Origin of the sequence: Streptomyces sp. NPDC020917 (assembly GCF_044333795.1) — a bacterium.
Lineage (GTDB): Bacteria > Actinomycetota > Actinomycetes > Streptomycetales > Streptomycetaceae > Actinacidiphila.
In genome coordinates, this window is the sequence record NZ_JBIRRR010000009.1 from 122485 (window position 1) to 146806 (window position 24322).

At 70.2% G+C, this 24322-nt stretch carries 21 protein-coding genes and 2 pseudogenes; 8 read left to right on the forward strand and 15 right to left on the reverse strand.

Annotation, left to right across the window (positions count from 1 at the left end):
• Entirely contained in the window at window positions 1–1257 is a 1257-nt protein-coding gene (locus ACH4TG_RS20910) for a ricin-type beta-trefoil lectin domain protein (protein ID WP_398243890.1), read from the forward strand.
• Between the two features lie 70 nt (window positions 1258–1327).
• On the opposite strand, the gene ACH4TG_RS20915 is transcribed toward ACH4TG_RS20910, so the two are convergent.
• Window positions 1328–2398, reverse strand: coding sequence for an aldo/keto reductase (locus ACH4TG_RS20915; RefSeq protein ID WP_398243891.1), 1071 nt, complete (start codon window positions 2396–2398; stop codon window positions 1328–1330).
• A gap of 116 nt (window positions 2399–2514) precedes the next feature.
• Here ACH4TG_RS20915 and ACH4TG_RS20920 point away from each other — a divergent pair, with 116 nt between their 5' ends.
• Window positions 2515–3348: a helix-turn-helix domain-containing protein gene (locus tag ACH4TG_RS20920; protein ID WP_398243892.1), complete on the forward strand. Its 834-nt coding sequence runs from the start codon at window positions 2515–2517 to the stop codon at window positions 3346–3348.
• A 25-nt stretch (window positions 3349–3373) separates the two neighbouring features.
• Here ACH4TG_RS20920 and ACH4TG_RS20925 read toward each other — a convergent pair whose 3' ends face one another.
• Window positions 3374–4918 (reverse strand): SMI1/KNR4 family protein, encoded by a 1545-nt coding sequence (locus ACH4TG_RS20925; protein ID WP_398243893.1) that lies wholly within the window; start codon window positions 4916–4918, stop codon window positions 3374–3376.
• A 106-nt stretch (window positions 4919–5024) separates the two neighbouring features.
• Window positions 5025–5987, reverse strand: coding sequence for an NADP-dependent oxidoreductase (locus ACH4TG_RS20930; RefSeq protein ID WP_398243894.1), 963 nt, complete (start codon window positions 5985–5987; stop codon window positions 5025–5027).
• 125 nt (window positions 5988–6112) lie between these two features.
• On the opposite strand from ACH4TG_RS20930, the gene ACH4TG_RS20935 reads away from it, so the two are divergent.
• Window positions 6113–7093 carry a GlxA family transcriptional regulator gene (locus tag ACH4TG_RS20935; RefSeq protein WP_398243895.1) on the forward strand — a complete coding sequence of 327 codons (981 nt, stop codon included), beginning with the start codon at window positions 6113–6115 and terminating at the stop codon, window positions 7091–7093.
• Between the two features lie 74 nt (window positions 7094–7167).
• On the opposite strand, the gene ACH4TG_RS20940 is transcribed toward ACH4TG_RS20935, so the two are convergent.
• Genes ACH4TG_RS20940 through ACH4TG_RS20950 form a run of 3 tightly spaced genes read right to left on the reverse strand, consistent with a single transcriptional unit; the run spans window position 7168 to window position 9004 of the window.
• Window positions 7168–7302: a hypothetical protein gene (locus ACH4TG_RS20940; RefSeq protein ID WP_398243896.1), complete on the reverse strand. Its 135-nt coding sequence runs from the start codon at window positions 7300–7302 to the stop codon at window positions 7168–7170.
• Window positions 7303–7347: 45 nt separating this feature from the next.
• Window positions 7348–7962: an isochorismatase family cysteine hydrolase gene (locus ACH4TG_RS20945; RefSeq protein ID WP_398243897.1), complete on the reverse strand. Its 615-nt coding sequence runs from the start codon at window positions 7960–7962 to the stop codon at window positions 7348–7350.
• A 28-nt stretch (window positions 7963–7990) separates the two neighbouring features.
• A complete protein-coding gene (locus ACH4TG_RS20950) occupies window positions 7991–9004 on the reverse strand; it encodes an NAD-dependent epimerase/dehydratase family protein (protein WP_398243898.1) in 1014 nt (337 codons plus the stop codon).
• 232 nt (window positions 9005–9236) lie between these two features.
• Between ACH4TG_RS20950 and ACH4TG_RS20955 the strand changes: the two genes are divergently transcribed.
• A complete protein-coding gene (locus tag ACH4TG_RS20955; protein ID WP_398243900.1) occupies window positions 9237–9917 on the forward strand; it encodes a nitroreductase family protein in 681 nt (226 codons plus the stop codon).
• 113 nt (window positions 9918–10030) lie between these two features.
• On the opposite strand, the gene ACH4TG_RS20960 is transcribed toward ACH4TG_RS20955, so the two are convergent.
• The gene (locus ACH4TG_RS20960) at window positions 10031–10165 is read right to left on the reverse strand and encodes a hypothetical protein (protein WP_398243901.1); all 135 of its coding nucleotides are present in this window, start codon (window positions 10163–10165) and stop codon (window positions 10031–10033) included.
• On the opposite strand from ACH4TG_RS20960, the gene ACH4TG_RS20965 reads away from it, so the two are divergent.
• On the forward strand, window positions 10148–10960 hold the full coding sequence (locus ACH4TG_RS20965; protein WP_398243902.1) for a transcriptional regulator: 813 nt from the start codon (window positions 10148–10150) through the stop codon (window positions 10958–10960). The genes ACH4TG_RS20960 and ACH4TG_RS20965 overlap by 18 nt on opposite strands.
• A gap of 624 nt (window positions 10961–11584) precedes the next feature.
• Here the strand turns inward: ACH4TG_RS20965 and ACH4TG_RS20970 are convergent.
• A pseudogene (locus ACH4TG_RS20970) lies at window positions 11585–11776 on the reverse strand (helix-turn-helix domain-containing protein); the annotation flags it as partial.
• A 284-nt stretch (window positions 11777–12060) separates the two neighbouring features.
• On the opposite strand from ACH4TG_RS20970, the gene ACH4TG_RS20975 reads away from it, so the two are divergent.
• Window positions 12061–16275, forward strand: coding sequence for a carboxypeptidase regulatory-like domain-containing protein (locus tag ACH4TG_RS20975; protein ID WP_398243903.1), 4215 nt, complete (start codon window positions 12061–12063; stop codon window positions 16273–16275).
• Between the two features lie 188 nt (window positions 16276–16463).
• Here the strand turns inward: ACH4TG_RS20975 and ACH4TG_RS20980 are convergent, their stop codons facing one another.
• Window positions 16464–17627 (reverse strand): epoxide hydrolase family protein, encoded by a 1164-nt coding sequence (locus ACH4TG_RS20980; protein ID WP_398243904.1) that lies wholly within the window; start codon window positions 17625–17627, stop codon window positions 16464–16466.
• A gap of 101 nt (window positions 17628–17728) precedes the next feature.
• Between ACH4TG_RS20980 and ACH4TG_RS20985 the strand changes: the two genes are divergently transcribed.
• A complete protein-coding gene (locus tag ACH4TG_RS20985) occupies window positions 17729–18328 on the forward strand; it encodes a TetR/AcrR family transcriptional regulator (protein WP_398243905.1) in 600 nt (199 codons plus the stop codon).
• Window positions 18329–18372: 44 nt separating this feature from the next.
• On the opposite strand, the gene ACH4TG_RS20990 is transcribed toward ACH4TG_RS20985, so the two are convergent.
• The 6 genes and pseudogenes from ACH4TG_RS20990 to ACH4TG_RS21015 all read right to left on the reverse strand — a co-directional run bounded on the left by ACH4TG_RS20990 (window position 18373) and on the right by ACH4TG_RS21015 (window position 23370).
• Complete coding sequence (locus ACH4TG_RS20990) at window positions 18373–18732, reverse strand: hypothetical protein (RefSeq protein WP_398243906.1); 360 nt, start codon at window positions 18730–18732, stop codon at window positions 18373–18375.
• 295 nt (window positions 18733–19027) lie between these two features.
• Window positions 19028–20683, reverse strand: a complete 1656-nt coding sequence (locus tag ACH4TG_RS20995; RefSeq protein WP_398243907.1) for a molybdopterin-dependent oxidoreductase — start codon at window positions 20681–20683, stop codon at window positions 19028–19030.
• 498 nt (window positions 20684–21181) lie between these two features.
• Window positions 21182–21403, reverse strand: a pseudogene (locus ACH4TG_RS21000) (transposase); the annotation flags it as partial.
• Between the two features lie 15 nt (window positions 21404–21418).
• Window positions 21419–21883 (reverse strand): hypothetical protein, encoded by a 465-nt coding sequence (locus ACH4TG_RS21005; RefSeq protein WP_398243908.1) that lies wholly within the window; start codon window positions 21881–21883, stop codon window positions 21419–21421.
• Window positions 21884–22470: 587 nt separating this feature from the next.
• Window positions 22471–22923, reverse strand: a complete 453-nt coding sequence (locus ACH4TG_RS21010; protein WP_398243909.1) for an SRPBCC family protein — start codon at window positions 22921–22923, stop codon at window positions 22471–22473.
• A gap of 78 nt (window positions 22924–23001) precedes the next feature.
• The gene (locus tag ACH4TG_RS21015) at window positions 23002–23370 is read right to left on the reverse strand and encodes a VOC family protein (protein ID WP_398243910.1); all 369 of its coding nucleotides are present in this window, start codon (window positions 23368–23370) and stop codon (window positions 23002–23004) included.
• 268 nt (window positions 23371–23638) lie between these two features.
• On the opposite strand from ACH4TG_RS21015, the gene ACH4TG_RS21020 reads away from it, so the two are divergent.
• Window positions 23639–24217: a TetR/AcrR family transcriptional regulator gene (locus ACH4TG_RS21020; RefSeq protein WP_398243911.1), complete on the forward strand. Its 579-nt coding sequence runs from the start codon at window positions 23639–23641 to the stop codon at window positions 24215–24217.
• The last annotated feature ends 105 nt before the right edge of the window (window positions 24218–24322 follow it).

Here is a 24322-nt window from a genome sequence, read left to right on the forward strand (position 1 = left end):
GTGGTCGTGGCCGCCGCCGCGGCGTTGGCCGCAGCCACGGCCGCGCCCGCCTGGGCACGGACAGCAGCACCCGCACCATCCGAGCCCCGTGCCGCGGCCGTCGCCGCCTCGGGGCTCGACTACGTCGCGATGGGCAGCTCGTTCGCGGCCGGGCCGGGCATCCCGCCGGCGCAGACGGGCAGCGGAGCCGCGGCGTGCGCCAGGTCGGCCGGCAACTACGCCAGCATCGTGGCCCGCGAGACCGGGGCGAACCTGACGGACGCCTCGTGCAGCGGCGCGACCACCGCGAACGTGCTGACGGACAGCCAGTCCGGCCAGCCGCCCCAGGTGCAGGCCGTGACCTCCACGACCCGCGTGGTCACGGTCACCATCGGCGGCAACGACGTCGACTACCTGGGCAGTATCAACGCCTACTCCTGCCAGACCGGCGGCGGTACCAACTGCGGCAGTGTGGACCAGAACTCCATCGACCAGACCTTCCCCGCGCTGGCCGGCCGGATCGAGAACATCGTCAACGCGGTCCACGGCACGGCGCCGCAGGCGCACGTCTACCTGGTCGACTACTTCACCATCCTGCCGGATTCGGGGGTGTGCACCAACGTCCCGCTGACCGGTGACCAGGCGGCGTTCGAGCGCAGCATCGCCTCCCGCCTGGCGGACGCGACCGCCACCGCGGCAGCCGCCACCGGGGCGACCCTGGTCGACCTGGCCGCGGCCAGCCGCGGCCACGACGCGTGCGCCGCGAACCCGTGGGTGGAGACGTACCGTCCGGCCGCGGGACGTTCCGCCTACCATCCCGACGAGGCCGGGATGAGGGCGGCGGCCTCGCTCGTGGAGTCCGCTCTCGCGTCCTCCGGCCAGGTGCAGAACGTGGCGCTCCGTTCGGGGATCGCCGGCAAGTGCGCCGACGTGCGGAGCTCCGGCACCGCCGACGGCACGCCCGTGCAGCTGTACGGCTGCAACGGCACGGACGCGCAGCGGTGGACGTACGCTCCCGGCGCGGGCGGCACGCTGCGGGCGCTGGGCGGCTGCCTCGACGTGAGCGGCAGCGGGACCGCGAACGGGACCAAGGTCCAGCTCTGGCAGTGCAACGGCACCGGCGCGCAGCGCTGGGTGACCGGCCCCAACTCCTCGCTGGTCAACCCGCAGTCGGGGCGGTGCCTGGACGACCCGGGGAGCTCCACCGCCGACTGGACGCAGCTGCAGATCTACGACTGCAACGGCACGGCCGCGCAGCAGTGGACCCCGTCCGCCTGACCCTGAATTGTGGCGTCCGGCCGGCCTCGCCCGGCCGGACGCCGCGCGTCAGCCCCGACCCGCCGGCGGATCAGCGGCGGGCTTTGATCTTCATGCCGCCCGTGGTGACCGCGCGGATGTGGTCGCCGGCGAGCAGGCCGTGCGGGTTGCCGAGGTCGATGGCGCTGACCTCGTCGAGGCGGGCCAGCTGGGAGGGGGTGAGGTCGACCTCAAGGGCGCCCAGGTTGTCGTCCAGTTGCGCAACGGTGCGGGCGCCGATGATGGGTGCCGTCACGCCCGGGGCGTTCACCGTCCAGGCCAGTGCGACCTGGGCGGGCGTGCGGCCCAGTTCGGCGGCCACCTCCTTCACCGCGTCGGCGACGGCGAGGGTGCGTTCGGTGACCATTCCCAGCGCGGCGTTGAGGCTCCTGCGGCTGCCGGCGGTCTCGCCGGCGACGGGGCCCGCCGGGTTCAGGTCCTCCCGGCCGTACTTGCCGGTGAGCACCCCGCCGCCCAGCGGGGAGAAGGGGACCACGCCCAGTCCCATCGCGCGTGCCATGGGGATCAGGTCACGTTCCCCGGTCCGCTCGATCAGGCTGTACTCGATCTCCAGGGCGACCAGCGGTGACCAGCCGCGCAGGTCGGCGATCGCCTGCATGCGCGACACCTGCCAGGCCGGGGCGCTGGAGACCGCGACGTACAGCACCTTGCCCTGCCTCACCAGGTCGTCCAGTCCGCGCAGGATCTCCTCCACCGGCGTCCTGAAGTCCCAGATGTTCAGATAGAGCAGATCGATGTGGTCGGTGTCCAGCTGCCGCAGGCTGGCCTCCACCGACGCCAGCATGCTCTTGCGGTGCGCGCCCCCGGAGTTGGGGTCACCGGGCCGGCGCAGCGTCGAGTACTTCGTCGCCAGCACGAGTCGGTCGCGGTTGCCGCGGGCGAACTCGCCGAGCATCCGCTCCGAGCTGCCGTTGGTGTAGGTGCTGGCGGTGTCGAAGAAGTTGCCGCCGAGCTCGGTGTAGCGGTCGAACAGCCTGCGCGCCTCCTCGCGCTCGGCGCCCCAGCCCCACTCGGTGCCGAAGGTCGCCGCGCCCAGCGCCAGCGGTGAGACCAGCAGCCCCGAGCGGCCCAGCGGCCGGTAGGTGTCGAGGGTCAGCGCCATGGTGTTCTCCTGTGCTCGTGATCCGGTTCGGCGCTCAGCCTGCGGCCGCCTGCGGACCCGGGGAAGGGAGGACTCTTCCTGGGAACACCACTCCTACCCGGCCTGTTGGACGGAAGGTGACGACCCCCACCGTGGACCCGACCCGGGAGCTGGCCGCGTTCCTGCGCACCCGACGCGAGCGCCTCGACCCGGGTGACGTCGGCCTGCCCGCGCGCCGGCAGGCCCGGCGCACCCCGGGACTGCGCCGCGAAGAGGTCGCGGAACTGGCCGGGATCAGCATCGACTACCTCGTCCGGCTGGAGCAGGCCCGCCCGCTGCGGCCCTCGGCCGACGTGGTCGAAGCCCTGGCCCAGGCCCTGCGCCTGACGTCCGGCGAGCGCATGTACCTCTACGACCTCGCCCAGCAGCGTCCCCGCACCCCCGCCGAGCCCGCCACCACGGCGGCACCGCCGCTGGCCGGGCTGGTCGCCGCCCTGTCACCGCTGCCGGCCATGCTGATGAACCACCGCTACGACATCCTGGCCTGGAATCCCGACATGGCGAGGCTGCTCGTCGACTTCGGCACCCTGCCTCCCCGGCAGCGCAACGCGATGTGGCTGTGCCTGATCCACCCGGAGATCCGCGAGTACTACGCCGACCGCGAGCGCGTCGTGCGGGAGGGGATCGCCCACCTGCGCGCCGCGTGGGCCGCACATCCGGAAGACCCGGTGCTGAACGACCTCATCGCCCAGTGCATCGCCCACAACGAGCAGTTCGCCCGCCTGTGGGCCGAGCGCGACGTCAGGACCAACGGGCGTGGGCACAAGGTGATACGGCATCCCGACGCCGGGGAGATCGCCGTGCACGTCGAAGTGCTCATGCCCCTTCAGGACTCCGACCAGCGGCTGATGATCTGCCGCGCCGCGGACGGCGACAGCCAGGCGGCATTGGACCGGCTGCGCACACGGTGATCGTGCGGACACGCTCGGCCCGGCGTCAGGCGGCGTCCTCGACGGTGCCGGAGAGGTGGTAGGCGGTGGAGGTGTCGACGCCGAGGGCGGCCAGCAGTTCGAGGGCGTCGGTGAGGGACGGGGCTCCGGCCAGGCGGGCGGCGGCAAGGCGGACGGGGAGGCGGCCGGCGGCGATCAGGGCTTTCCACTGGGCGGCGGACAGGGCGAGGTAGCGCAGGCCGGGGAGATCGGCCAGGAGCGCCAGGTCCGGCGTGGGGCAACGGGACAGGTCGAGGGAGCGCAGCGCGGGAAGGGCGCGCAACGGGGCGAGGTCGATCGGGGTCGGGGAGCCGACGGTGAGCGCGGCGAGGTGCGGGTGGCCGGCGAGCGGGACGAGGTCGGCCCCGCCTGCGAGGTCGACGGCCAGGTCCTCCACGGGGAGCGCTGCCACCGGGGACAGGTCGGTGGTGGCACAGCGGTTGAGGTGCAGGCGCCGCAGGCGCGGGGTGGCGGAGAGCGGAGCGAGGTCGACAGGTGACGGGGCGTCATTGAGATGGATCGCCTGGACGGCCGCCGTGAGCGGCTCGTCCAGGGCTGAGATCACCAACTGGCGCGGGCGGTCCCCGGACGGCTGCGCGGCGTGCGGATCGGGCCGGCCGAGGGCCTGGCCGAGCCATGCCGTGACGGAGGAAGCGACGTAGCGCGGGCCGTCGTTGAAGTCGCGGCCCACCTCGATCACCTGCCCGGGGCGGCCGTCCGCAGCCGGCGCGAGGTCCACGGCGAAATAGTTGCCGTCGGACCAGGTGGCGAAGGGAAGCCAGCCGGGATGCCCCGAGCAGCGGCGCACCGTGTTCGGCGGTTCGGCGTCGAAGATCACCTGGTTCCAGCCGAGGTTCCAGCCGAACCAGGTCGGGACGCCGATGTAGTCGTCGCGCTCGGCCAGGGCCTCGTCGAGCGGGAGCCAGCCGTACCCGGCCAGCGCCTCGCTGTGGCCGTCCCCGTCCGCCTCCAGGTAGAGCGCCGCAAGGTCCGCGGGCAGCGGCCGGCCGAGGCGGCGCTCGGCGGCGGCGAGCTGGGCCTCGGTGGCGGGCGCCGCCATCTCCGGTTCCGCGCCGTAGCGTTCGGCGTGCTGCCGGAGTACGGCCCGCAGATGCTCGACCGCCTCCGCCGCGTCCCCGGCCTGGCCCAGCCCGGACGGTTCCGCGACGCCGGCCGCTCCCGGTTCGGGCGGCTGAACGCCGGGATCGACGGTCAGCGTCCACCCGTCCTCGGGGCCGGCGCCGGGCTCCAGCGTGCCCCGGAACACCACCAGGTCGAAGGCGCCCGAGGGGCGGCAGGTCACCTGCAGGACGATGGACTCCCAGCCGTGGACGTCCCGGAACCAGGACGCCAGTGAGGCAAGGGCCTGGCCCGGGAACGGCAGCCCGAAGAAGTGGCCCGGACGGCTCGGCACCACATACCCGCCGCCGAACAGGCCGACGCTCCCCCGGCTGCCACTCCCCCGCAGCACGCACTCCGTCCAGCCCTCCGGCGCCCGGGCGACGACCTCCGCTGTGATCTGCCGCGCCGCCTGTTCCACCGTCACGTCCATACCCGCCCCCCTCGTTCCCACTACGAGGACGATCATGTCAGCAGGCTGTGACAGCGCGGCCGGCAGCAGGCACCGGCGCACCACTCCCCTGCCCCGCCGTGGGCAGTCAGCCGGTGACGCTGAGGACGAGCTTGCCGCGGGTGCGGTTGGTCTCGCCCAACTGGTGTGCCTCCGCGGCCTCTTCCAGGGCGAAGGTGCGCTCCACCTCGACGCGGACCGCGCCCGAGTCGACCAGCCCGGCGATCGTCGTCAGGGCGGCGGAGTCCGGCTCCACCAGGAACGGGCTGGTACGCACCCCGGCTTGCGCGGCGACGGTGGCAAGACGCTCCGGAACTCCGGCGGGAACCGCGACGACCAGGCCGCCGCGACGGGTCACCGACACCGACCGTATGTCGGTGTCGTCCTGGGCACCGATCAAGTCGAGGACGACGTCGACGTCACCGGTGACGTCCTCGAATCGCTGCCGGGTGTAGTCGATCACCTCGTCCGCACCCAGCTCCTTCAGCCAGGCGTGCCGGGGTGCGCTGGCCGTCGCCACCACCTCGGCGCCGAGATGCCTGGCGAACTGCACGGCGAGATGGCCGACTCCGCCGGCCGCCGCGTGCACGAGCACGCGCTGCCCCGCCTGCACCCCCGCGGTGTCGACGAGGGCCTGCCACGCGGTGAGCGCCGCGAGCGGCAGGGCCGCGGCCTCGGCGTGGCCGATCGTGGCCGGCTTGCGGGCGAAGTGGCGGGAGGGCGCCGTGACGAATTCGGCGTAGCCACCGGCGGCCCTGGGGAACCAGGGCATGGCGTAGACCTCGTCGCCGGGCGCCAGCGTGGTCACGCCGAAACCGACCTCCTCCACCACGCCGGAGACGTCCCAGCCCAGGATCAACGGCAGTGTCTGGACCCCGGCCATCCCCTGGCCCGCGCGGGTCTTCCAGTCCACGGGGTTGATCCCGGCGGCGTGCACGCGCACCAGCACCTCGGTCGGCAGCGGCTCCGGCCGGGCGACCCGCTCGGCGGTCAGCACCTCCGGCCCGCCGAACTCCCTGACGGTGACCGCACGCATGGTGTGCTCGCTCATGCTTCCTCGCTCATATCCGTTTCGTGTTCTGTCTCGCCGGGCCGCGACCCGGCGAGATCCACTCTGCGGCGGGCCGGCTGGAGCCAGTGAGTGGCCTGAGGGACACCTGTCGTACCATTCCGGCCATGCCGCACCACGTTGCCGTTCTCGCCCTCGACGGAGTCCTGCCACTGGACCTGGGCATCCCGGCCCGGGTGTTCAACGAGGCGTGCACCCCGGACGGGACCCGCCTGTACTCCGTGAGCACCTTCTCGCCCGGGGGCCGCACGGTCCGCACGCACGAGGACTTCCGGATCCTCGTCGACCACGACGAGTCCGTGCTGGAGACCGCGGACACCGTGGTCATCGCCACCCAGGAGCCCAGCGAGCACCTGCTCGCGACGGGGACGCTGCCGGCCGAAGTCGCCGCCGCGCTGGACCGGATCCGGCCGCAGACCCGCATCGTGAGCCTGTGCACGTCGGCCTTCCTGCTCGCCGCGGCCGGCCTGCTCGACGGCCGCCGGGCCACCACCCACTGGGCGCTGTGCGACACGTTCGCGCGGTTGTTCCCGGCCGTCGAGGTCGATCCGGATGTGCTGTTCGTCGACAACGGCCGCATCCTGACGTCCGCCGGCGGCGCGGCCGGCATCGACACGTGCCTGCACCTGGTGCGCCGGGACCACGGAGCGGCGGTCGCGGCGGCCGCGGCCCGCCGGTGCGTCTCAGCGCCGTGGCGCGAAGGCGGTCAGGCCCAGTTCATCGAGCACCTGGTCCCCCAGGACACCGACCGCTCGACCTCGGCGACCCGCCAGTGGGCGCTGGAACAGCTCGCCGAACCGATCACGCTGGAGGACATGGCACGGCATGCGCACATGAGCGTGCGTACCTTCACGCGCCGGTTCCGCAGCGAAGCGGGCAGCAGCCCGCTGAAGTGGCTGGCCCAGCGCCGGCTGGCACACGCGCGCCTGCTGCTGGAGTCCACCGACCTCACCGTCGCACGGATCGCCACCACCTGCGGCTTCGGCGACCCGGTCGCGCTGCGCAAGCACTTCCACGCCCACCTGGGCCTGTCTCCGGTGGCCTACCGCCGGGCCCACCACGCACCGGAGCCGACGGAAGTGCACTGACCTCCGCCGGAACCTCCCGTCACTCCAGGACGTCGACGCTGCGAGGGACCGCTCGTAGTCGTCGAAGAGCTCGGTCAGGAGTCGACCTGCCGTCCTTCTGCTGTCTTCGAGCGCTTCTCCATGGCGGAGATCACCGGTCTGCCCGCGGTGGCACGGACCAACTCGCAGTTCACCATGAAGACGGTCAAGAGCACCCCTGGGATGCCCATCCCCTCACCGTGAACGAGGGTGCCCGTGACCTGCCACGCTCCGCGTTACTCCATGTCCGCCAAGGCGCTGACGACTTCGTCGGTGGTCGAGATCCGCTGGGCGTAACGCGGCCAGTTCAGTTCGATGGTCGCGCGCTGCATCTCCCTGCTGAAAGTGGCCACCGCGTCGGAGACGAAGGTCACGCCGTAGCCCTTCTCGACGGCGTCGCGGCCGGTCGAATCCACGCAGGTGTTGGTGGTGAGGCCGCACAGGATCAGGTGGTCGATGTCGCGCTGGCGCAGCTGGATGTCCATGTCCGTCCCGTGGAACGCGTCGAAGGTCTTGTGCACGGTGACGACCACTTCGCCCTCGGCGGGTGCGAAGTCGGGGTGGAACGCGGCTCCCCGCGTGCCGGCCTGGAACAACTGGGCCTGGAACATGCCGTCATGGCTGGGCGTGCGGTGCTTCCACGGCCCGTAGTCCCACGGCTGGGTCTCCATCGGCGCGTGCAGCACCTGGATCCCGGCCGCGCGAGCCGCCTCGAGGACCCGCTTCATGTTCGGTACCGTGCCGACTTCCTCGCAGACCTCGCGCAGCCCCGGCCAGGCCTTGCCGTCCTCGGCGATGAAGTCGTTGGTGGCGTCGATCACGACGAGGGCGGTTCGCTGCCGCGCGTACATGGTGTTCCTCTTTCAGCGGTTCGGTGGGTCAGTGGCTCGCACGAAGGGGGCGGGCAAGGGTTGCCATCTCCCGCAGGCCGGCGTCGAGGCCGATGCGCGGCCGGTAGCCCAGGACGTTGCGGGCGGCGGTGATGTCGTAGATGCGGTCGCGGCCCAGGAAGGCGACCAGCCAGTTGGTGACCGGCGGTGGAGTACTCCTGCGCAGGAGGCGGGCGCCGAGGTCCATGAGGGCGGCGATCGGTGCCACGACGCGCAGCGGGACACTGCGGCCGGCGGAGACGTCCACGCCCTGGGTCGCCAGCAGCGCGGTGAAGAAGTCGCGGACCGCCGTGGGGGTCCCGTCGGTGACGTAGTAGGGGGCGCCGTGGCGGCCGCGGGTAAGGGCGAGCAGGACGGCGTCAGCGAGGTTTCCGACATGGACGAAGTCCACGGTGTGGCGGCCGCCGTCGATCCACAGGAAACGTCCCCTGGCCGCGTCGGCGGCCGTTCCTGCGATGTTCATGCCCGCGCCCCAGACCATCGGCGGCCGCAGGATCACCAGGGTCGTCCCGGGCGACGCGACAGCGCGCAGCGCGTCCTCGGTGGCCAGTTTGACGCGGCAGTACGCGCTGACGGGGGTGCCGTTGTCGGTGTCCTCGTCGACCACGGTCATGCGTGGAGTGCCGGTGGACACGCCGGCGGCGCTGATGAGCACGAACCGCGGTACTCCCGCCGCGACCGCGGCTGCGTGCAGGGCGAGGGTCGGGTCGTGGTTGTCGGCACGGAAACCCGCGTCGTCGCCCCAGAACTCCATGCGGGCCGCGGCATGTACGACGGCGTCGACGTCGTACAGGTGGTCCAGCCAGGCCGGGGGTGGGGCTGAACCGCCCTGCTCGGTGAGCTCGGCCAGGTCGCCCCGCACCGGCTCGGCCCCCGCGCCGGCCGCCTTCTGCGCGCTTGAGGTGGAGCGGGCCAGGGCGACGACGGTGTGGCCCTCGGAGCACAGTCGGCGTATCAGGTGCTGGCCGACGAAGCCGCTTCCGCCGGTGAGGAAGACACGCATGAAGGGCTCCTCATGTCATCTACAAGAAAGAACGTTCTGCTCCCTCAGCTGACAACGGCCGGCGCGACTTGTCAAGGCCGAACGTTCCGCCGACCTCGCCAGTAGGAGTGTAGCGAGCATTACATACACTCTTCTTGGACAGACCGGTCTGTCTGAAGGGGGACCGTTGGCATTGCGCAGCCTCCGGATCCGCCGGAACCCTCATCCCTTGATACGGACCAGGAGTGACACAGTGAACAGCAGCAGTTCGGCCCACCAGGCCCTCGGGCTCACGGCCGATGAGGTCCTGACCACCACGCGCGCGGTTCGCCGGCGCCTCGACCTGACCCGGCCCGTTCCGCGGGAGCTGATCCAGGAGGCCGTGAAGGTCGCCACCCAGGCACCGACCGGCCGCAACCAGCAGCAGTGGGACTTCGTCTTCATCGACGATCCGGCGACGAAGGCGAAGGCGGCCGACATCTGGCGCGCCGGACTCATGGCCGGCGCTCCCGACGAGCACAACTCCGCTCCGCTACCCACCCGGATGAGCTTCGCCTCGTCGGAGTGGGGACGGATTCGGGGCAGCCTCGGCCACCTGGTCCGGCATCTGCACGAGGTGCCGGTGCTGATGATCCCCGTGGTGCGGGTCGCCCGCCGCGAGGAACTCGACTCGGTCCGCGGACAGGCCCACAACTGGGGCTCCGTGGTTCCGGCGACCTGGAGCTTCATGCTCGCCGCGCGGGAACGCGGCCTGGGCACGGCATGGACCGTCGCCCATCTCACTTTCGAGCGCGAGATGGCCGACCTGCTCGGCCTCCCGTTCGAGCACACCGTCCAAGTCGCGCTGACACCCATCGCCTACACGATCGGCACTGACTTCAAGCCGGCCCCGCGGGCCGACGACAGGAACTTCAGCCACTGGAACCGCTGGTAGCCGTCCGCGACGCCGAGAGTGCCGGCTTTCCCGGAGCAACACGTGCGGTGTGCCTGATCGGTGTGAGCCCCGAGGTCCGCTCACACCGAGCAGGCACACCGCCTGTCCGTGCGCTACACGGCCTGGGCCGTGGGCAGGATGGTCAGTTCGCTGATGTTGACGTGCCGGGGAACGGCGGCGATGAAGGCAACGGTCTCCGCGATGTCGGCACCGCGCAGGCACTCGATGTCGTGGAGCAGGCCGGCCATCAGGGGGACGCCGAGCGCAGCCACCTGCACACGCTCGCCCGGCCCCAGCCAGCCCGGCGCCGCCGGCCCCGCCCCCAGCGGGTCCACCCCGCCACCTGGGACCTGCTGGACGCCCTCCAGCAGAGCGGCCGCCCCGCCTTCGTCCTCGGGCGGCGCCTCGACGTGCTGGCCCACAACCCGCTCGCCGGGCGCCTGATCACCGACTTCCGCGCGCTCCCCGCGGCGGAGCGGAACCAGGCCCGCTTCGTCTTCCTCGATCCGCACGCGCGCGAGCTGTACCGGGACTGGGCCCGGGTCGCCGCGGACACCGCCGCCATGCTCCGCCTCGACGCGGGCCGCCACCCGGACGACCCGGCCCTGAGCGCGCTGGTCGGTGAACTGTCCATCCGCAGCGAGGAGTTCCGCCGCTTCTGGTCGGACAACAAGGTCCGCCGCCGCACGACCGGCACCAAGGACTACCACCACCCGCTCGTCGGCGACCTCACCGTCACCTACCAGGCCCTCACCCCCGGAGACGACCCGGACCAGATCCTCTTCGTCTACGGCACCGAACCCGGCAGCCCCTCCGAGATCTCCTTGCGCCTGCTGGCCCAGTGGAGCAGCACGGCAGCCGGCACCGGCAGTTCCACGTCACAGCCAGTTGCGACGGACTGCTTCCATGCCGATCTGGAAGCGCGTCCGGGCGCCCACCTGCTGCATGAGTTCGTGGATGTGCCGTTGCACGGTGCGGATACTCCATCCGAAGGTGCGGGCGATGACCGAGTCGGTGGCACCGCTGGCGAGCAGGCCGAGTAACTGCCGTTGGAGCGGGTCCATCGATTCCTGGCTCCCGGCGGTTCCCGACCTGCTGAGCGGGACCGCGCGGTCCCAGACGGCCTCGAAGAGCGCGGCGGTCATGTCCAGCAGCGACGACGGCCGGATGAGGTAGGCGACGCCGGCGTGGTAGTCGGCGGGCGAGCTGACGATCGCCAGCGTGTCGTCGCTCAGTACGAGCTTCGTCGGCAGGGACGTGCCCACCCTGGCGCGCTCGCCGCTGCGGATCCCGTCCCAGATGTTCTCCAGCCGGCCCGGGATGGCCACCGATTCCTGGTCGTAGACGACGCGGTAGCGGACGGAGCCCGCGGCGAGAAACCGCCGCTCCTCAAGGTTGGGGCCCTCGTCGCCGTGCTCTCCCACGCCGACGAAGTACGGCGGTTTGTCGAACGCCCTGACCTCGCGCTGGGCGCAGCGCTGCACCCGGACGAAAGTGCGCCAGATCTTCGCTGCGCCTTTGATCGTTTCGATGTGTTCCGAGGCGTGGCCAGCGGACGTCTCCGCCTGGAACGCTTCGTCCAGCTTGTTCAAGTGCTGTTGGAGCTGCCTGAGTTCGTGCTCGCGCTTGGCGATCAGCACGGAGCCGGCCAGTGAGGGTTCAACGGCGGAGTACTGTACCGGCCGGCCGGGGATCCGGGTCACCAGACCGCGCTGGATCAGGCTTGCGAGCGCCCGAGTGGTCCTGGAAACAGTGAAGTTGACCCGGCTCGACAGGACGTCGGCGCCGGCGTGTCCCAGCGGTATGAGCGCCTCGTACACACGTGCCTCGTTCTCCGGTATTCCGACGGTTTCCCACACGAAAACTCCCTGGCATGTTTACGACACGTGTCATGTATCCGAAGTCAAAGGCCACTTGTGAGTACTGGCACTAATACGACAGCGTCTTATCACAGGCCGGGGCGGGCCACCCGACCCCGGTATGCCCTGTATCGGAGATCTCGATGAAGCAGACGTTGGCACCAAGACTTATCAGCCTGCTGGTCACCGGAGTTGTTCTCTCGGTCCTGTCCTTATTCGTCGCGGGTACCGCCGGGGCCGCACCGTCGCAGCCCACGTCCCCCCGCACATCGGGGCAGACGACCATGTCGTCCCCGTCGTCCACCCGGAAAGCCGAATCCCCGGCCGCGAAGGCCGAGTCGACCACCACGCAGGGCTCTCAGGCCGGGCACGACACGCCCGCTTGCGCTCCTTCCAGTGCGGCCAGGTACACCTGCTTCGCGCTGAAGCGCACCGACGTCGTCGGGGCCAAGACGATGGCGGCGGGTGCCACACCGCAGGGCTACGGGCCCGGTGACATCCAGTCCGCCTACAACCTGCCGTCGGCCGAGTCGGCTCCGACCGTCGCCATCATCGACGCCTACGACGACCCCAACGCCGAGTCCGACCTGGCCGTCTACCGCGCCCAGTACGGGCTGCCTGCGTGCACCACGGACAACGGCTGCTTCACCAAGGTGGCCCAGGACGGCAGCAAGAACTATCCCCAGCCGCCTCCGGCCGGCGACGACTGGGTGGGCGAGACCTCGCTCGACCTCGACGCCGTGTCAGCGGCCTGCCCCGCCTGCCACATCCTGCTCGTCGAGGCGGACAACGACCTCATCGCACCCCGCAGCCTGCCCCTGGCGGCCGAGACCGCCCGCACGATGGGCGCGAAGTTCATCTCGATGAGCTGGGGCTCCGCCGAGGACGGCACCGAGGGCCAGGCCGAGCAGGACTTCAACCACCCGGGCATCCTGTACGCCGCGTCCAGCGGCGACAACGGCTACGGGGTGATCTTCCCGTCCACGTCGCAGTACGTGGTGTCCGTCGGCGGTACGACGCTGGGCAAGGCGTCGGGCACCAGCCGCGGTTGGACGGAGTCGGCGTGGAACGGCGCCGGCAGCGGCTGCTCGCAGGACGTGACCAAGCCCGGCTGGCAGAGCGACATCACGGCGTGCACGACCCGCGCCGCCACGGACATCTCCGCCGACGCCGACCCGAACACGGGCCTCGCGGTCTACGACACCTTCGGTGAGCACGGCAGCGGTTGGGGTGTCGTCGGCGGCACCAGCCTCGCGGCGCCGCTGGTCGCCTCGATGTACGCGCTGGCCGGCGATCCGGTCCCGGGCACCGACCCGGCCTCGTACCCCTACGACGACCCGGCCCGGGCGAGCGACCTCAACGACGTCACCTCGGGCGCCAACGGCTCGTGCACGCCGAGCCAGCTGTGCCACGCCGGCCCCGGCTGGGACGGCCCGACCGGTCTCGGCACCCCGAACGGCGTGGGAGCGCTGACCACCGGCCCGCACGGCGACATCAAGGGCGAGGTGACCGACGCCGGTACCGGCAAGCCGGTCGCCGGTGTCCGCGTGACCACCCAGGACGGCGGGCGCACCACGACCACGGGCACCGACGGCACCTACGACCTGGTGCTCACACCGGGCACGTACGGCCTGACGGCGAGCAAGTACGGCTACACCGACAAGAGCGTCACCGGTGTCGCGGTGGTCGCGGACACCTCGGTGACCGCGGACTTCGCGCTGACCGCCGAGCCGATGCACACCGTGTCGGGCACCGTCGCCGACGGTTCGGGCCACGGCTGGCCGATGCGGGCGAAGATCACCATCGACGGCTACCCCGACGGTCCCGTCTACTCCGACCCCTACACCGGCCACTACTCGGTGAGCCTGCCCGCGGGCAGCAGCTACAAGCTGCATGTGTCCTCCGCCGACCTGACCGGCTACACCGGCACCGACGCCACGGTGAACCTGGCCGACACCGACGTGTCGCAGGACATCGCGCTCAAGGTCGACACGAGCACCTGCACCGCCACCGGCTACGCCTACCAGGAGGACGGCACCACCGAGGCGTTCACCGGCTGGTCCGGCGAGACCCCGCAGGACGGCTGGACCATCACCGACGACGCCGGAACCGGCCAGACCTGGACCTTCGACAACCCCCTCAGCTATCTGATGCCCCCCGGCGGCGACCAGTACTGGGCCGGCGTCAACTCCAACGGCTACGGGGAGGGCGGCCGGCAGGACACCTCGCTGGTCTCCCCGGTGATCGATCTGACCGGCAAGGACCAGCCGGAGATCGGCCTCGACACCAGGTACATCACCTTCCCCGACGGTTCGTACGGCGAGATCGACCTCAGCCTGGACGGCGGTACGACCTGGTCCAGCGTCTGGAAGCCCTCGAGCGGCGTCATCGACCACGTCGACGTCCCGATCCCGCAGGCGGCCGGACAGTCCGACGTGCGCGTGCGCTTCCACTACGTCGGCCACTGGAGTCGGAGCTGGAACATCGACAACGTGCTCGTCGGCAGCCGTGCCTGCGCCCCGCAGCCCGGCGGGCTGGTGGCCGGCACCGTGACCGACGCCAACACCGGTGCTCCGCTGGTGGGGGCGAAGGTCTCCAGTGACGCCGACGCCTCGCAGGCCGGCGTGACGACCGCGACCCCGGACGACACCGGTCTGGACGACGGCTACTACTGGCTGTTCAGCTCGCACACCGGCAGCACCGGCTTCACCGCCGCGGACGGCAAGTACACGCAGGCCAAGGCGACCGTCGACGTGCCGGCCGACTCCGTCGTGCACAAGGACTTCTCGCTCGACGCGGGCCACCTCACCGTCACGCCGCAGAGCCTGTCGACGAGCCAGGTGCTCGGCTCGGCCGCGTCGAAGTCCGTGACCTTCGGCAATGACGGCACCGCACCGGTGCACGTGAGCCTCGGTGAGGAGGACGCAGGGTTCACCGCGATGGGCACAACACCTGGGGCCGCCATCCCCTCGGGCGCACCGGCCATGGTGACCAGGACCAGGACCAGCCTCGGCGCGGCGCCGGACAAGACCGCGGCGCCCACCGCCGGACCGGTACTGCGCTCCTCCGCGACCCCCGCGGCGGGACCGTGGACCACCGTCGCCGACTACCCGGAGCCGCTGCAGGACGCCGTCGTCGCCAGCCACAGCGGCAAGGTCTACGTGGCCGGTGGCTACAACGGCGACTACGCCACCCAGGACGCCTACGTCTACGACCCGGCCGCGCAGTCGTGGAGCCCGATCGCCTACCTGCCCGAGCGGCTGGAGGCGTCCTCCGCGGGATTCATCGGCGACACGCTCTACGTCGCCGGCGGGTTCGGCGACGGCAGCAGCGCCAGCACCCACACGTACGCCTACCACTCCGACACCAACACCTGGGCGCGGCTTGCCGATCTGCCCCTCGGTGTCGCCGGGGCCGGCAGCGCGGTGGTCGACGGCAAGCTCTACGTCATCGGCGGCTGCACGTCCGGCTCCTCCTGCAGCCCCACGTCCACCGTTTCCGCCTATGACCCGGGCAGCGACTCCTGGACCAAGGCTCCTGACTATCCGACCGCAGTCGCCTGGGCGGCCTGCGGAGGTGTCAGCGCCGAGGTGGTGTGCGCGGGCGGTTACGCCAGCAGCTCCCTGACCAGCACCTACGCCTACGCACCCGGAGGGAGCGGCTGGACCGCGAAGGCCGACATGCCCGTCGACGCCTGGGGAGCGGCGTCCGCCTCGGCGAACGGCAGGCTCGAAGTGATGGGCGGCGCGATCAACGGCGGGTCCGCCGTGACCAACGAGGGCTTCGCCTACGACCCCGACACCGACAGCTGGACGCAACTGCCCAACTCCAACAACGCCGGCTACCGCGGCGGCGCGGCCTGCGGCATCTACAAGGTCGGCGGGTCCGGTCCCGGCGGTCCGACCTCGGTGGTCGAGCACCTTCCCGGATACGACCAGTGCGGCGGTGACGTGGGCTGGATGTCGGAGGAGACCACCGGGGTCGACGTGGCACCCGGCCAGACCGTGACCGTGAAGGTCACCACGGACTCCGCCACCCTCTCCCAGCCCGGCACGTACAGAGGGGAGTTGGTCGTCGGCACCGATTCGCCGTACGGCAGCGCCCAGCCGGTGGCCGTGACGATGGACGTCACCCCGCCCAAGACCTGGGGCAAGATCACCGGAACTGTCTCCGACAGCAACGGTGCCCCGGTCGGCGGTGCCACCGTGGCGGTCTGCACCATGTACGCCGCCGGCACCGGGAAGTGCGGACCTACGACGTACACCCTGAAGACCGACGGCCACGGCCGGTACCAGCTCTGGTTGGACAAGGGCTTCGACCCGCTGCAGGTCATCGCCGCAGAGGACGGCTACACCCCGCAGATGAAGATCGCCAAGGTCAAGCAGGGGACGACCACCACGGTCGACTTCGCCCTGGTCAAGAACAGCGCGTTCACCCAGCAGAAGGAGCAGGACTTCCTGACCGCGCACATGCACAGCAGTACGGGCGCCACCACGTGACATGACGTGACGTGACGTCGGCGGGTGCCGCGTCGGGTGCCATCCACCCGGCGCGGCACCCGTGTGTCGTCCGCCCGCTTCCGCTCGGCAACCGCCGGCCCCTACCCGTGGCGGTGCACGCCCTCGACCCGAACCCGGGGGCAGCGTGCCATTCGGCGCCGTACAGCGTCATGGCCGGGTTGTCGGCGTCAGGAGCGAAGGGTGCGCAGGCCGGTGCGGATTTCGCTGACCAGGATCTCGGGCTGCTCCAAGGCCGCGAAGTGCCCGCCCTTTTCGGCTTCGCCGTAGTGGATCAGATTGCAGTAGGTGTCTTCGATCCAGCTGCGCGGCAGGCGTGGGATGTCCCTCGGGAAGACCGTCACCGCGACCGGAAGCGTCAGCTTCGGGCCGGCGAAGGTGGCCGACCTGTTCTCCCAGTAGATGCGGGCGGACGACGCCGCGCTGTTGGTGAACCAGTAGAGGGATATCGCGTCGAGCATGGTGTCCATGCTGAGGACGTCCTCGGCGAGACCCTCGTTGTCGGTCTTGGACTGGAACTTCTCGTAGATCCAGGCTGCCTGGCCGGCGGGAGAGTCCGCCAGCGCGAATCCGACGGTCTCCGGCTTCGTGCCCTGAAGGTGGTTCGACCCACCGAGTTCGCCGGTGTAGAGGGCGAGGGTCTCCACGGCGTGGCGCTGTTCGGGCGTCAACGTGTCGGGTATCTGGGCGGGGAAGGCGTACTGGGTGTTGAGATGAACGCCGAGAAGCCCCTCAGGTTGCATGGCCCCGAGGGCGGTGGTGACGACGGCACCCCAATCGCCGCCCTGCGCGGCCCATTTCGTGTAGCCGAGACGCTTCATCAGCTCCACCCACGCGCTTGCGATGCGCGATACGGTCCACCCGGTCTCCACGGGCTTCTGGGAGAACCCGAACCCGGGGAGCGACGGGACGACGACGTCGAAGGAATCGGCGGCGTCCCCTCCGAACGACACCGGATCGGTCAGCGGGCCGATCAGCTTCAGGAATTCGACGATCGAGCCCGGCCACCCGTGCGTGAGTATCAGCGGCATGGCGTGGGAGTTCTTGGACCTGACGTGGATGAAGTGGATGTCCAACCCATCGATCTCGGTCAGGAATTGGGGGAAGCGATTGAGCTCGGACTCGAAGCGCCGCCAGTCGTAGCCGCGTTCCCAGTAGTCGACCAGAGTTCTGGCGTTCTCCACGCGAACTCCTTGCGACCAGTCGCCCACCGTTTCCGGGTCCGGCCATCGCGTTCTGGCCAGTCGCTGCTTCACGTCGTCGATCTCCGTATCCGGGATCGCGACGGTGAACGGGCGGATGAGGGTCGAGGTCGTCGGTGTCGGTGCGGTCATTGTCTTCTTCTCCCTCCGGAGCTTCGAAGCACAGCACAACATTTCATTGCACACCGGTGTGCAGCCTACGTCGTTGCACACCGGTGTGCAACAATGGCGCCATGCCCACCGAGTCCTCCCGTGCGCGCTCGATGAACGAGACACGCGATCGCATCCTCGACGTCGCCCTCGACTTGCTGGGAGAGAACCCCGACGCGGGAATGGGCGACATCGCCGCCGCCGCAGGCGTCGTCCGTCGCACCGTCTACGGCCATTTCCCCTCGCGCCTCGACCTGGTGCGGACACTCACGGAACGGGCCGTCACCGAGATGACGGCCGTCCTCACCGAAGTCAACGCCTCCGACGCAGAAGCGGACGCGGCGTGGGCCGCATTCATCGCCCGCCTCTGGCCGGTGGCACACAGGTACCGAGTGCTGCTGGCGCTGCGCCGCGGCGAGTACGGCGAGGCGATCCACGGCCTGCTCGGGCCCCTCGACGAGCTCCTCGCCGACCTCGTGAAACGGGGCCAGGACAGCGCCGCGTTCGCACAGCACCTGCCGGCGAGCCTCCTGAGTCAGGTTGCCTACGGCGTGGTGTTCACCATCGCGGACAGCGCCCTGTCAAACGGGACCCTCGGCGCCCGAGCAGCGACGATCACAAGCCTGCTGATGCTGGGAGTCCCCGAGGCGCGCGCAGTCACCCTCGCCGGCGACCAGCCCTGACCCGCAGCCGTCAAGGCGCCGCGGCACCAAATGCCGTGCGCTGATCAGGGCTTGGTGCCGTTCATGATGTTGGCGATCGGTCCGATGAGGAACCATGTGCCGTCGACGCCTTGACCCTTGATCTGGTGGGGTGCGGTGTCGCCCGTGAAGTAGTACAGCGGGTGGCCTCCGTAGGTGACCTGCTTCTTGCCGTCGGTCCGGGTGATGGTGCCCACGTCACTCGGCACGGTGTACTTGCCGGTCACCGTCACCGCTTCGGTCGTGGTGAGTGGAGGCCACTTCGTGGCGCAGGCGTCGTAGCAGTTGGACGTCGTTCCCTTGTCCTTGGTGTTCAGGTACAGCGTGCGACCGGCCGAGTCGGTGAGCCAGATGCCCGCGCTGCCCTTCGCGGTCTTCAGGACCAACGTCGAACCCGAGCCGGCCGAACCCGGCGCCGCCGAGGTCGCCGTCGAGGCCGCGACTGAGGCCGTCGTCGAAGAATCGGCCGACGGGTCATCGGACGAGCTACTGCATGCCGCAGCGAACGTCGCCATGGCGGCGAGGCAGAGGCCGAAGCCGGCCGTTCGCAGTGAGGTCCTACGGAGCATGATTTCACCGATCTGTGTATGTAATGCTCGATACAGAAAACCTAGTAGGCGTCCGTCGCAGGAGTCAAGACTGAACGTTCTACCTAGGGATGAGGGGGCCTCTGCGCGCCCGTCAGGAGACCTGGACGGTAATGGCGTGGTGGCCGGTGGCGCCGTTCGGCACCACGCCCTGGACGGCCGAGGTCTGCACCGTGCCGGTGCCGTCGGTCGCGCGCACCGTCACCTTGTGCGAGCCCTTGGGCGCGTTCGCCCACTGGTACGACCATTGCCGCCAGGTGTCCGGGGTGTCCGCCGCGGCCAAAGTTGCTTCCCGCCAGGCCCCGTTGTCGATCTGCACTTCCACCGCGGCGATGCCGCGGTGGGTGGCCCAGTCGGTGCCGGCGAGCACCACGTTCCCGGCCGCTACCCTCGCCCCGTTCGCCGGCACGTCGATCCGGGACGCGGTCTTGACCGGGGCCTGCGGCGAATAGCCACGCGGCGTCCAGTAGGCGTCGGAGGAGGCGAAGGTGGTGAGGTTGAGATCGGTCACCCACTTGGTGGCCGACACGTATCCGTACAGGCCGGGGATCAGCATCCGGCACGGGAAGCCGTGCTCGATGGGCAGCGCCTCCCCGTTCATGGCGATCGCCAGCATCGCCTGCCGGCCGTCGAGCACCGCTTCGACCGGCGAGCCGATCGTCATCCCGTCGGTCGAGGTGGACAGGATCATGTCCGCCCCGGAGTGGACGCCGGCGCGGCGCAGCAGGGGCGCCAACGGCGTGCCGAGCCAGCGCGCGTTGCCGACGTACGGTCCGCCCACCGGGTTCGACACGCAGGTCAAGGTGATGTCGTGTTCCTCGAACCGGTAGGAGAGCAGCTCGTCGAAGGTGATCTCCAACGGGCGGTCCACCATGCCGTGGATCTTCAACTTCCACGATTTCGGGTCCACCTGTGGGACCGTGAGTGCCGTGTCCACCCGGTAGAAGTCGGAGTTCGGGGTGAAGAAGGGCCCGAGCCCGCGCACGTTCGGGTGCACCGAGGCGGGCGGTTCGGGCAACACGTTCACCGGTGCCGGCAGTACCTCCTTCGCGCGCGCATCCGAGACGTCGTAGCGCTTCTTGATCCATACGCTGCCGCCGTACCCGGCCACCAGCGCGCCCGCTGCCGCACCCAGCGTGCCGAGCACGAAGCGGCGCCGCTCGCTCGACGCGGCGGAATGCACCGATTCCCTCACCGACAAGGCCGTCAGCCAGCGCAGCACCGCCGCCGCGGCAAGTCCCGCGAGCAGCGAGGGAAGCAGCCACGTCGTGTTCGCGGCCGGACGCGTCACCGCGGCGATCGCGCCGACGATGCCGAAGGCCGCGGTGAGGAAGCTCGCGATGGTCAGCCGGGAGCGGGCGAGCACGCCGTCGGCGGCCGCTCCCAGCGCCAGCGTCACATAGACGCCGGTCAGCAACACCCTCTTGTCGTTGCTGCCGAAGTGGCGAATCGCGAACTGCTCAAGCCACGTGGGCGTGATGCTGATCGCCCAGTTCCCGGCGGCCACCGCAGGCGATGACGCCTCCCCCGTGGCCACCGCGACCAGTTCACCCACCGCCAGCCCCGCGCCGCCGGCCACCAGGCCGACCAGGGCGCCGCGTACGATCCACCCGCCGACGACGGCCAAGCGCGTCCTGGCCGCGGTGGAATCCGGCTCCTGCCGGTCGTCCCCTCCTCCCGGTCCTCCCGGATCGGCCGCCGCCCCCTCCGCGGCCCTCCCCTGCGCGCCGCTGGGTTGCTCCTCGCTCATGCGTCCTCCGTCGTGGTTGTCGCCCTGCCCGGGAGAACCGGGCCTGGCCGATGCGGAATTGTCGCCAGCGGCTCACCAGGAACAGCCGCCCGGCCCATCAGGGCACCCCGGCGCTGATCGAGATCGCGTCATGGATGGGTCGAGGGGCGGCACTCTCGGCCCCCGCGTAGACGTACTAGTCACTCTACATGCCGTGCAGATCGGCTGGACTCATCGACTGAGCCGTCGAGCGAACGCTGGTGAGGGGCTGCCGCAGACTCAACCACTGCTGCGCGCGCGAGAGAGTCTCAGGCAATGGCCGTCATGACCTCGTAATAAGTCGGCCCCTCAGGATCCGTACCGCAAGGCGCGCACCGTGAACAGCCTTCGCCCCGCCGGCACGGGTGCGCGAACCGGGCCCAGTGACAGCCTGATTGGTGCCGTCCGTTGGACGGCGCTTGCCTGCAGGCCCTCCACGCCGTCAGGAGTTGGGCAGGCGGCGGAAGCTGGAGTGATCGGGACCTGGACGTGCTCCGGCAGGCGGGCCCAAGTCCCGTCCGCCTCCCACCGGGCGAACCGTTCATACACGCCCTGCCAGGAGCCATATCGTTCGGACAGGTCCCGCCATGGGGCCGCGGTCCGCAGCCGCCACAACACGCCATTGAACGCCCGACGGTAGTCCCGACATGGTCGCCTGCGGCCGTCCACCTGCGGCAACAGGGCAGCCCACCACAAGATCAAGTATCTACTGCCAGGTCAGTGCCGTGGGAACGGAGCGTAGACGGTGGCCGGTTCAGCCGGCAGGGACCGATCGGATCGAAACTGCGGAAGATCGTAGTCAGGGATCAGGAAGCTGCTGTGTCCGATGGGCACGGAACTCTCCGCCCAGTACATCGCGCCGGCCACCACGTGACCTTTGCTGCCCGACTCGGTCTCCAAGATGAATGCACGCCAGTCGTGCCAGGGACGAGGGTCCACTGCCCGAAGCTGTTCTTCTTCCGTTCGGAAGGCGAGTCGGATGGTCAGCCCTCGGTAGTGATCGCGTACCGAGAGCGTGCCAACGTCCTTGAAGAGGATCTCTATCGTGGTGGGCAACCCGGCATCGAGGTCCTGCTCGCCGCGAAACAGGACCTGACTGTGGCCGATGATGTAGGCAAACAGGCGCAGGGGCCGGTCGAACGAGACTGGCAAGTCCACGAACTCTATGCGTTGCCCAGCCACGAGCACCCCTTGCTTCTGTACCAGCTGGTGCTTCGCTGCCTGAGCCGTCGACGGTCACAAGGCGCGCGAAACGGCGCCACTCTACATCCCACCCTGCGGCCGTGGGTGACCTTCCAGTCACCGTTCTGGGCGTGACGCAGGACCTCGGCCCGAGGGGGGGGCGCCGCTGGGGATGCCATGACGGTGCGTCCGTCCAGCTCATAGTTGGCCGTTGACAGGACGGCGTGCTGCGCTGCGGCGTGTCTGTCGCGGAACAGCACGCCGAGTCGGCTCGATTCGCACAGGGTGATCGAGCTGCCGAGTTCGTACATCGAGGTGAGCACGTCGCGTGCGGTCGCGCCCGTACCGCTCCGCTGCGGCATGAGGTGATCTGGTTGCTCAGCGGCACGCGGTAGAGCTGGCGGTCGATGCGCGCCCTCATGTCGGGCGCCACCGTCATGTCGGCGGCAACCAGCCCGTCCCCGCGCGGCCACCGATGCACGGGGAACCGGGCGAAAGCGCCAGTCCGTGGCGGCTCGGTCATGTGTGGCTGTCCGTCCTCCACAACGAGGTGAGCGAGACCTCGGAAGCGCCGTCGCCAACCGGCGTCAGGCGGACGGCGAGGTGTCCTCCGCGGTCGCCTTCAGGTTGTCCAACCACCCCTGCAGGAAGGCCTGGAGTGTGGCGACAGCGTGCGGGCCCGGGTCGCTGTCCCAGCTCTCGGCGGTCTCGACCTCCGTGACGTCACCGCGCTGCGTGAAGGTGAACGCGTGAATGCCGTAGATCCCGGCGTCGGCCCCGCTCCACACGGTCCGCCGCTGGTGTTCGATCAGTCCGATGTGGGCCGGGAACAGGCGGTCGTAGCCCCATGCTCCCCAGGTGATGTGGGATCCGGGGGCAAGTTCTCCGTCGATCTCGGCGACGCGGATGCCCTTCTGCCACTGCGGCCATGCAGGCACGTCCGAATGGATCTCCCACACCCGGTCTATGGGGGCGTTGATCTCGCAGCCGGCCCTGACGATGACGGGGGCGCTGTGGTCGACGTCGATTTCGCGTTTCATCTGCTTCCTCTTTCCGTGCGGCGGTCCGCAGTTGTGCGGGCCGCGCTGGTGGGGCGCATCCGACACAGCGGTCCGGTTTCATGCGGCTCGCAGGCAGAAGGGGTGTCCGGCCGGGCTGGCGTAGACCCGGCTGCCGGTCCGGGTGTCCTCGGTGGCCTCGCTGGTGGGACGCAGCCGGGTGGCGCCGGCGTCGATGGCCGCGTGATCGGCGCTCATGAGGTCGTCGACGGCGAAGTCGAGGTGCATCTGCTGGGAGGTGCCCTCCGGCCAGCCTGGGGCGATGTGGCCCGGTGCCGATTGGATGACGACGACCGGCAGGCCGGGGGCCTGGATGAAGCGGTGGGTCGGTGTGCGCTGGATCGAGCCGCCGAGCAACTGGTGCCAGAAGGCGCCCTCCGGCTCGATGTCGGCCGCGTCGATGATCACGGAACGCAGGGTCAGGGGCATGGCAAAGTCCTGTTCTTCGGCGGGTTGCCGGTTCGATGCTCGGACGGTCGGGAGGATGCGGCCGTCGGCGCGGAGCCGCGCTCCGGTGAGCCACGTCGCGCGGCCGGAGGCGAGAGGGGCGACCACCTCGGCGACGTTCTCGGGGTCGCCGGGGTGGCCCCGGGAGACGTCAGGCTGATCTTCGGGCTATTACGTGAGTTCGATAAGGTGAACCCGACTCGACTTAAGCATACACAAACGGAACCGGACTCACCTTACGGAGCTCGTCTTGTCGGCATCACGCCCCCTGCGCGCCGATGCGCGCCGTAACCGCGATGCGCTCCTGGCAGCGGCCCGAACGGCGTTCCTCGACGGAGACGCCGACATCCACGTCGAGGACATCGCCCGCAGCGCCGGCGTCGCAGTGGGCACGCTCTACCGGCACTTCGAAACTCGGGAGGCGCTCATCGAGGAGGTCTACCGCAAGGAGGTCGACGACCTGTGCTCCGCTCCCGCCGACCTCCTCAACCAGTACGCCCCGGACGAAGCACTGCGCCGTTTCCTGCTGCTGCTCGTGGACCACGCCGCCGTGGGCAAGGGCATGTCCTTCGTCCTGGAGAGCATCATGGCGACGGAGTCACCCGTCTTCGGTGACGCCCGCGACAGGATGGTCGAGGCCCTGAGCCAGCTCCTCGCCGCGGGCAACGCAGCCGGAACCCTCCGCGGCGACATCAGCGGCTCCACGCTGCTGCGCGCCCTGGGCGGCATCTGCGCCATGCACGCCACCGGGGGCTGGATCGACGAGGCCCGCCAGATCGCCGGCCTCCTTTTCGACGGCCTGCGGCACACCACCGCACAGGTGGCCTGAACGGCATCACGCTGCCCACACGCGGCGAACCTGCGGCGGAGATCCGAGACTGAACGTTCCGTCTTGCGAGGCTCACACGACACGGCTACGCTGTTCGTTCTGTAA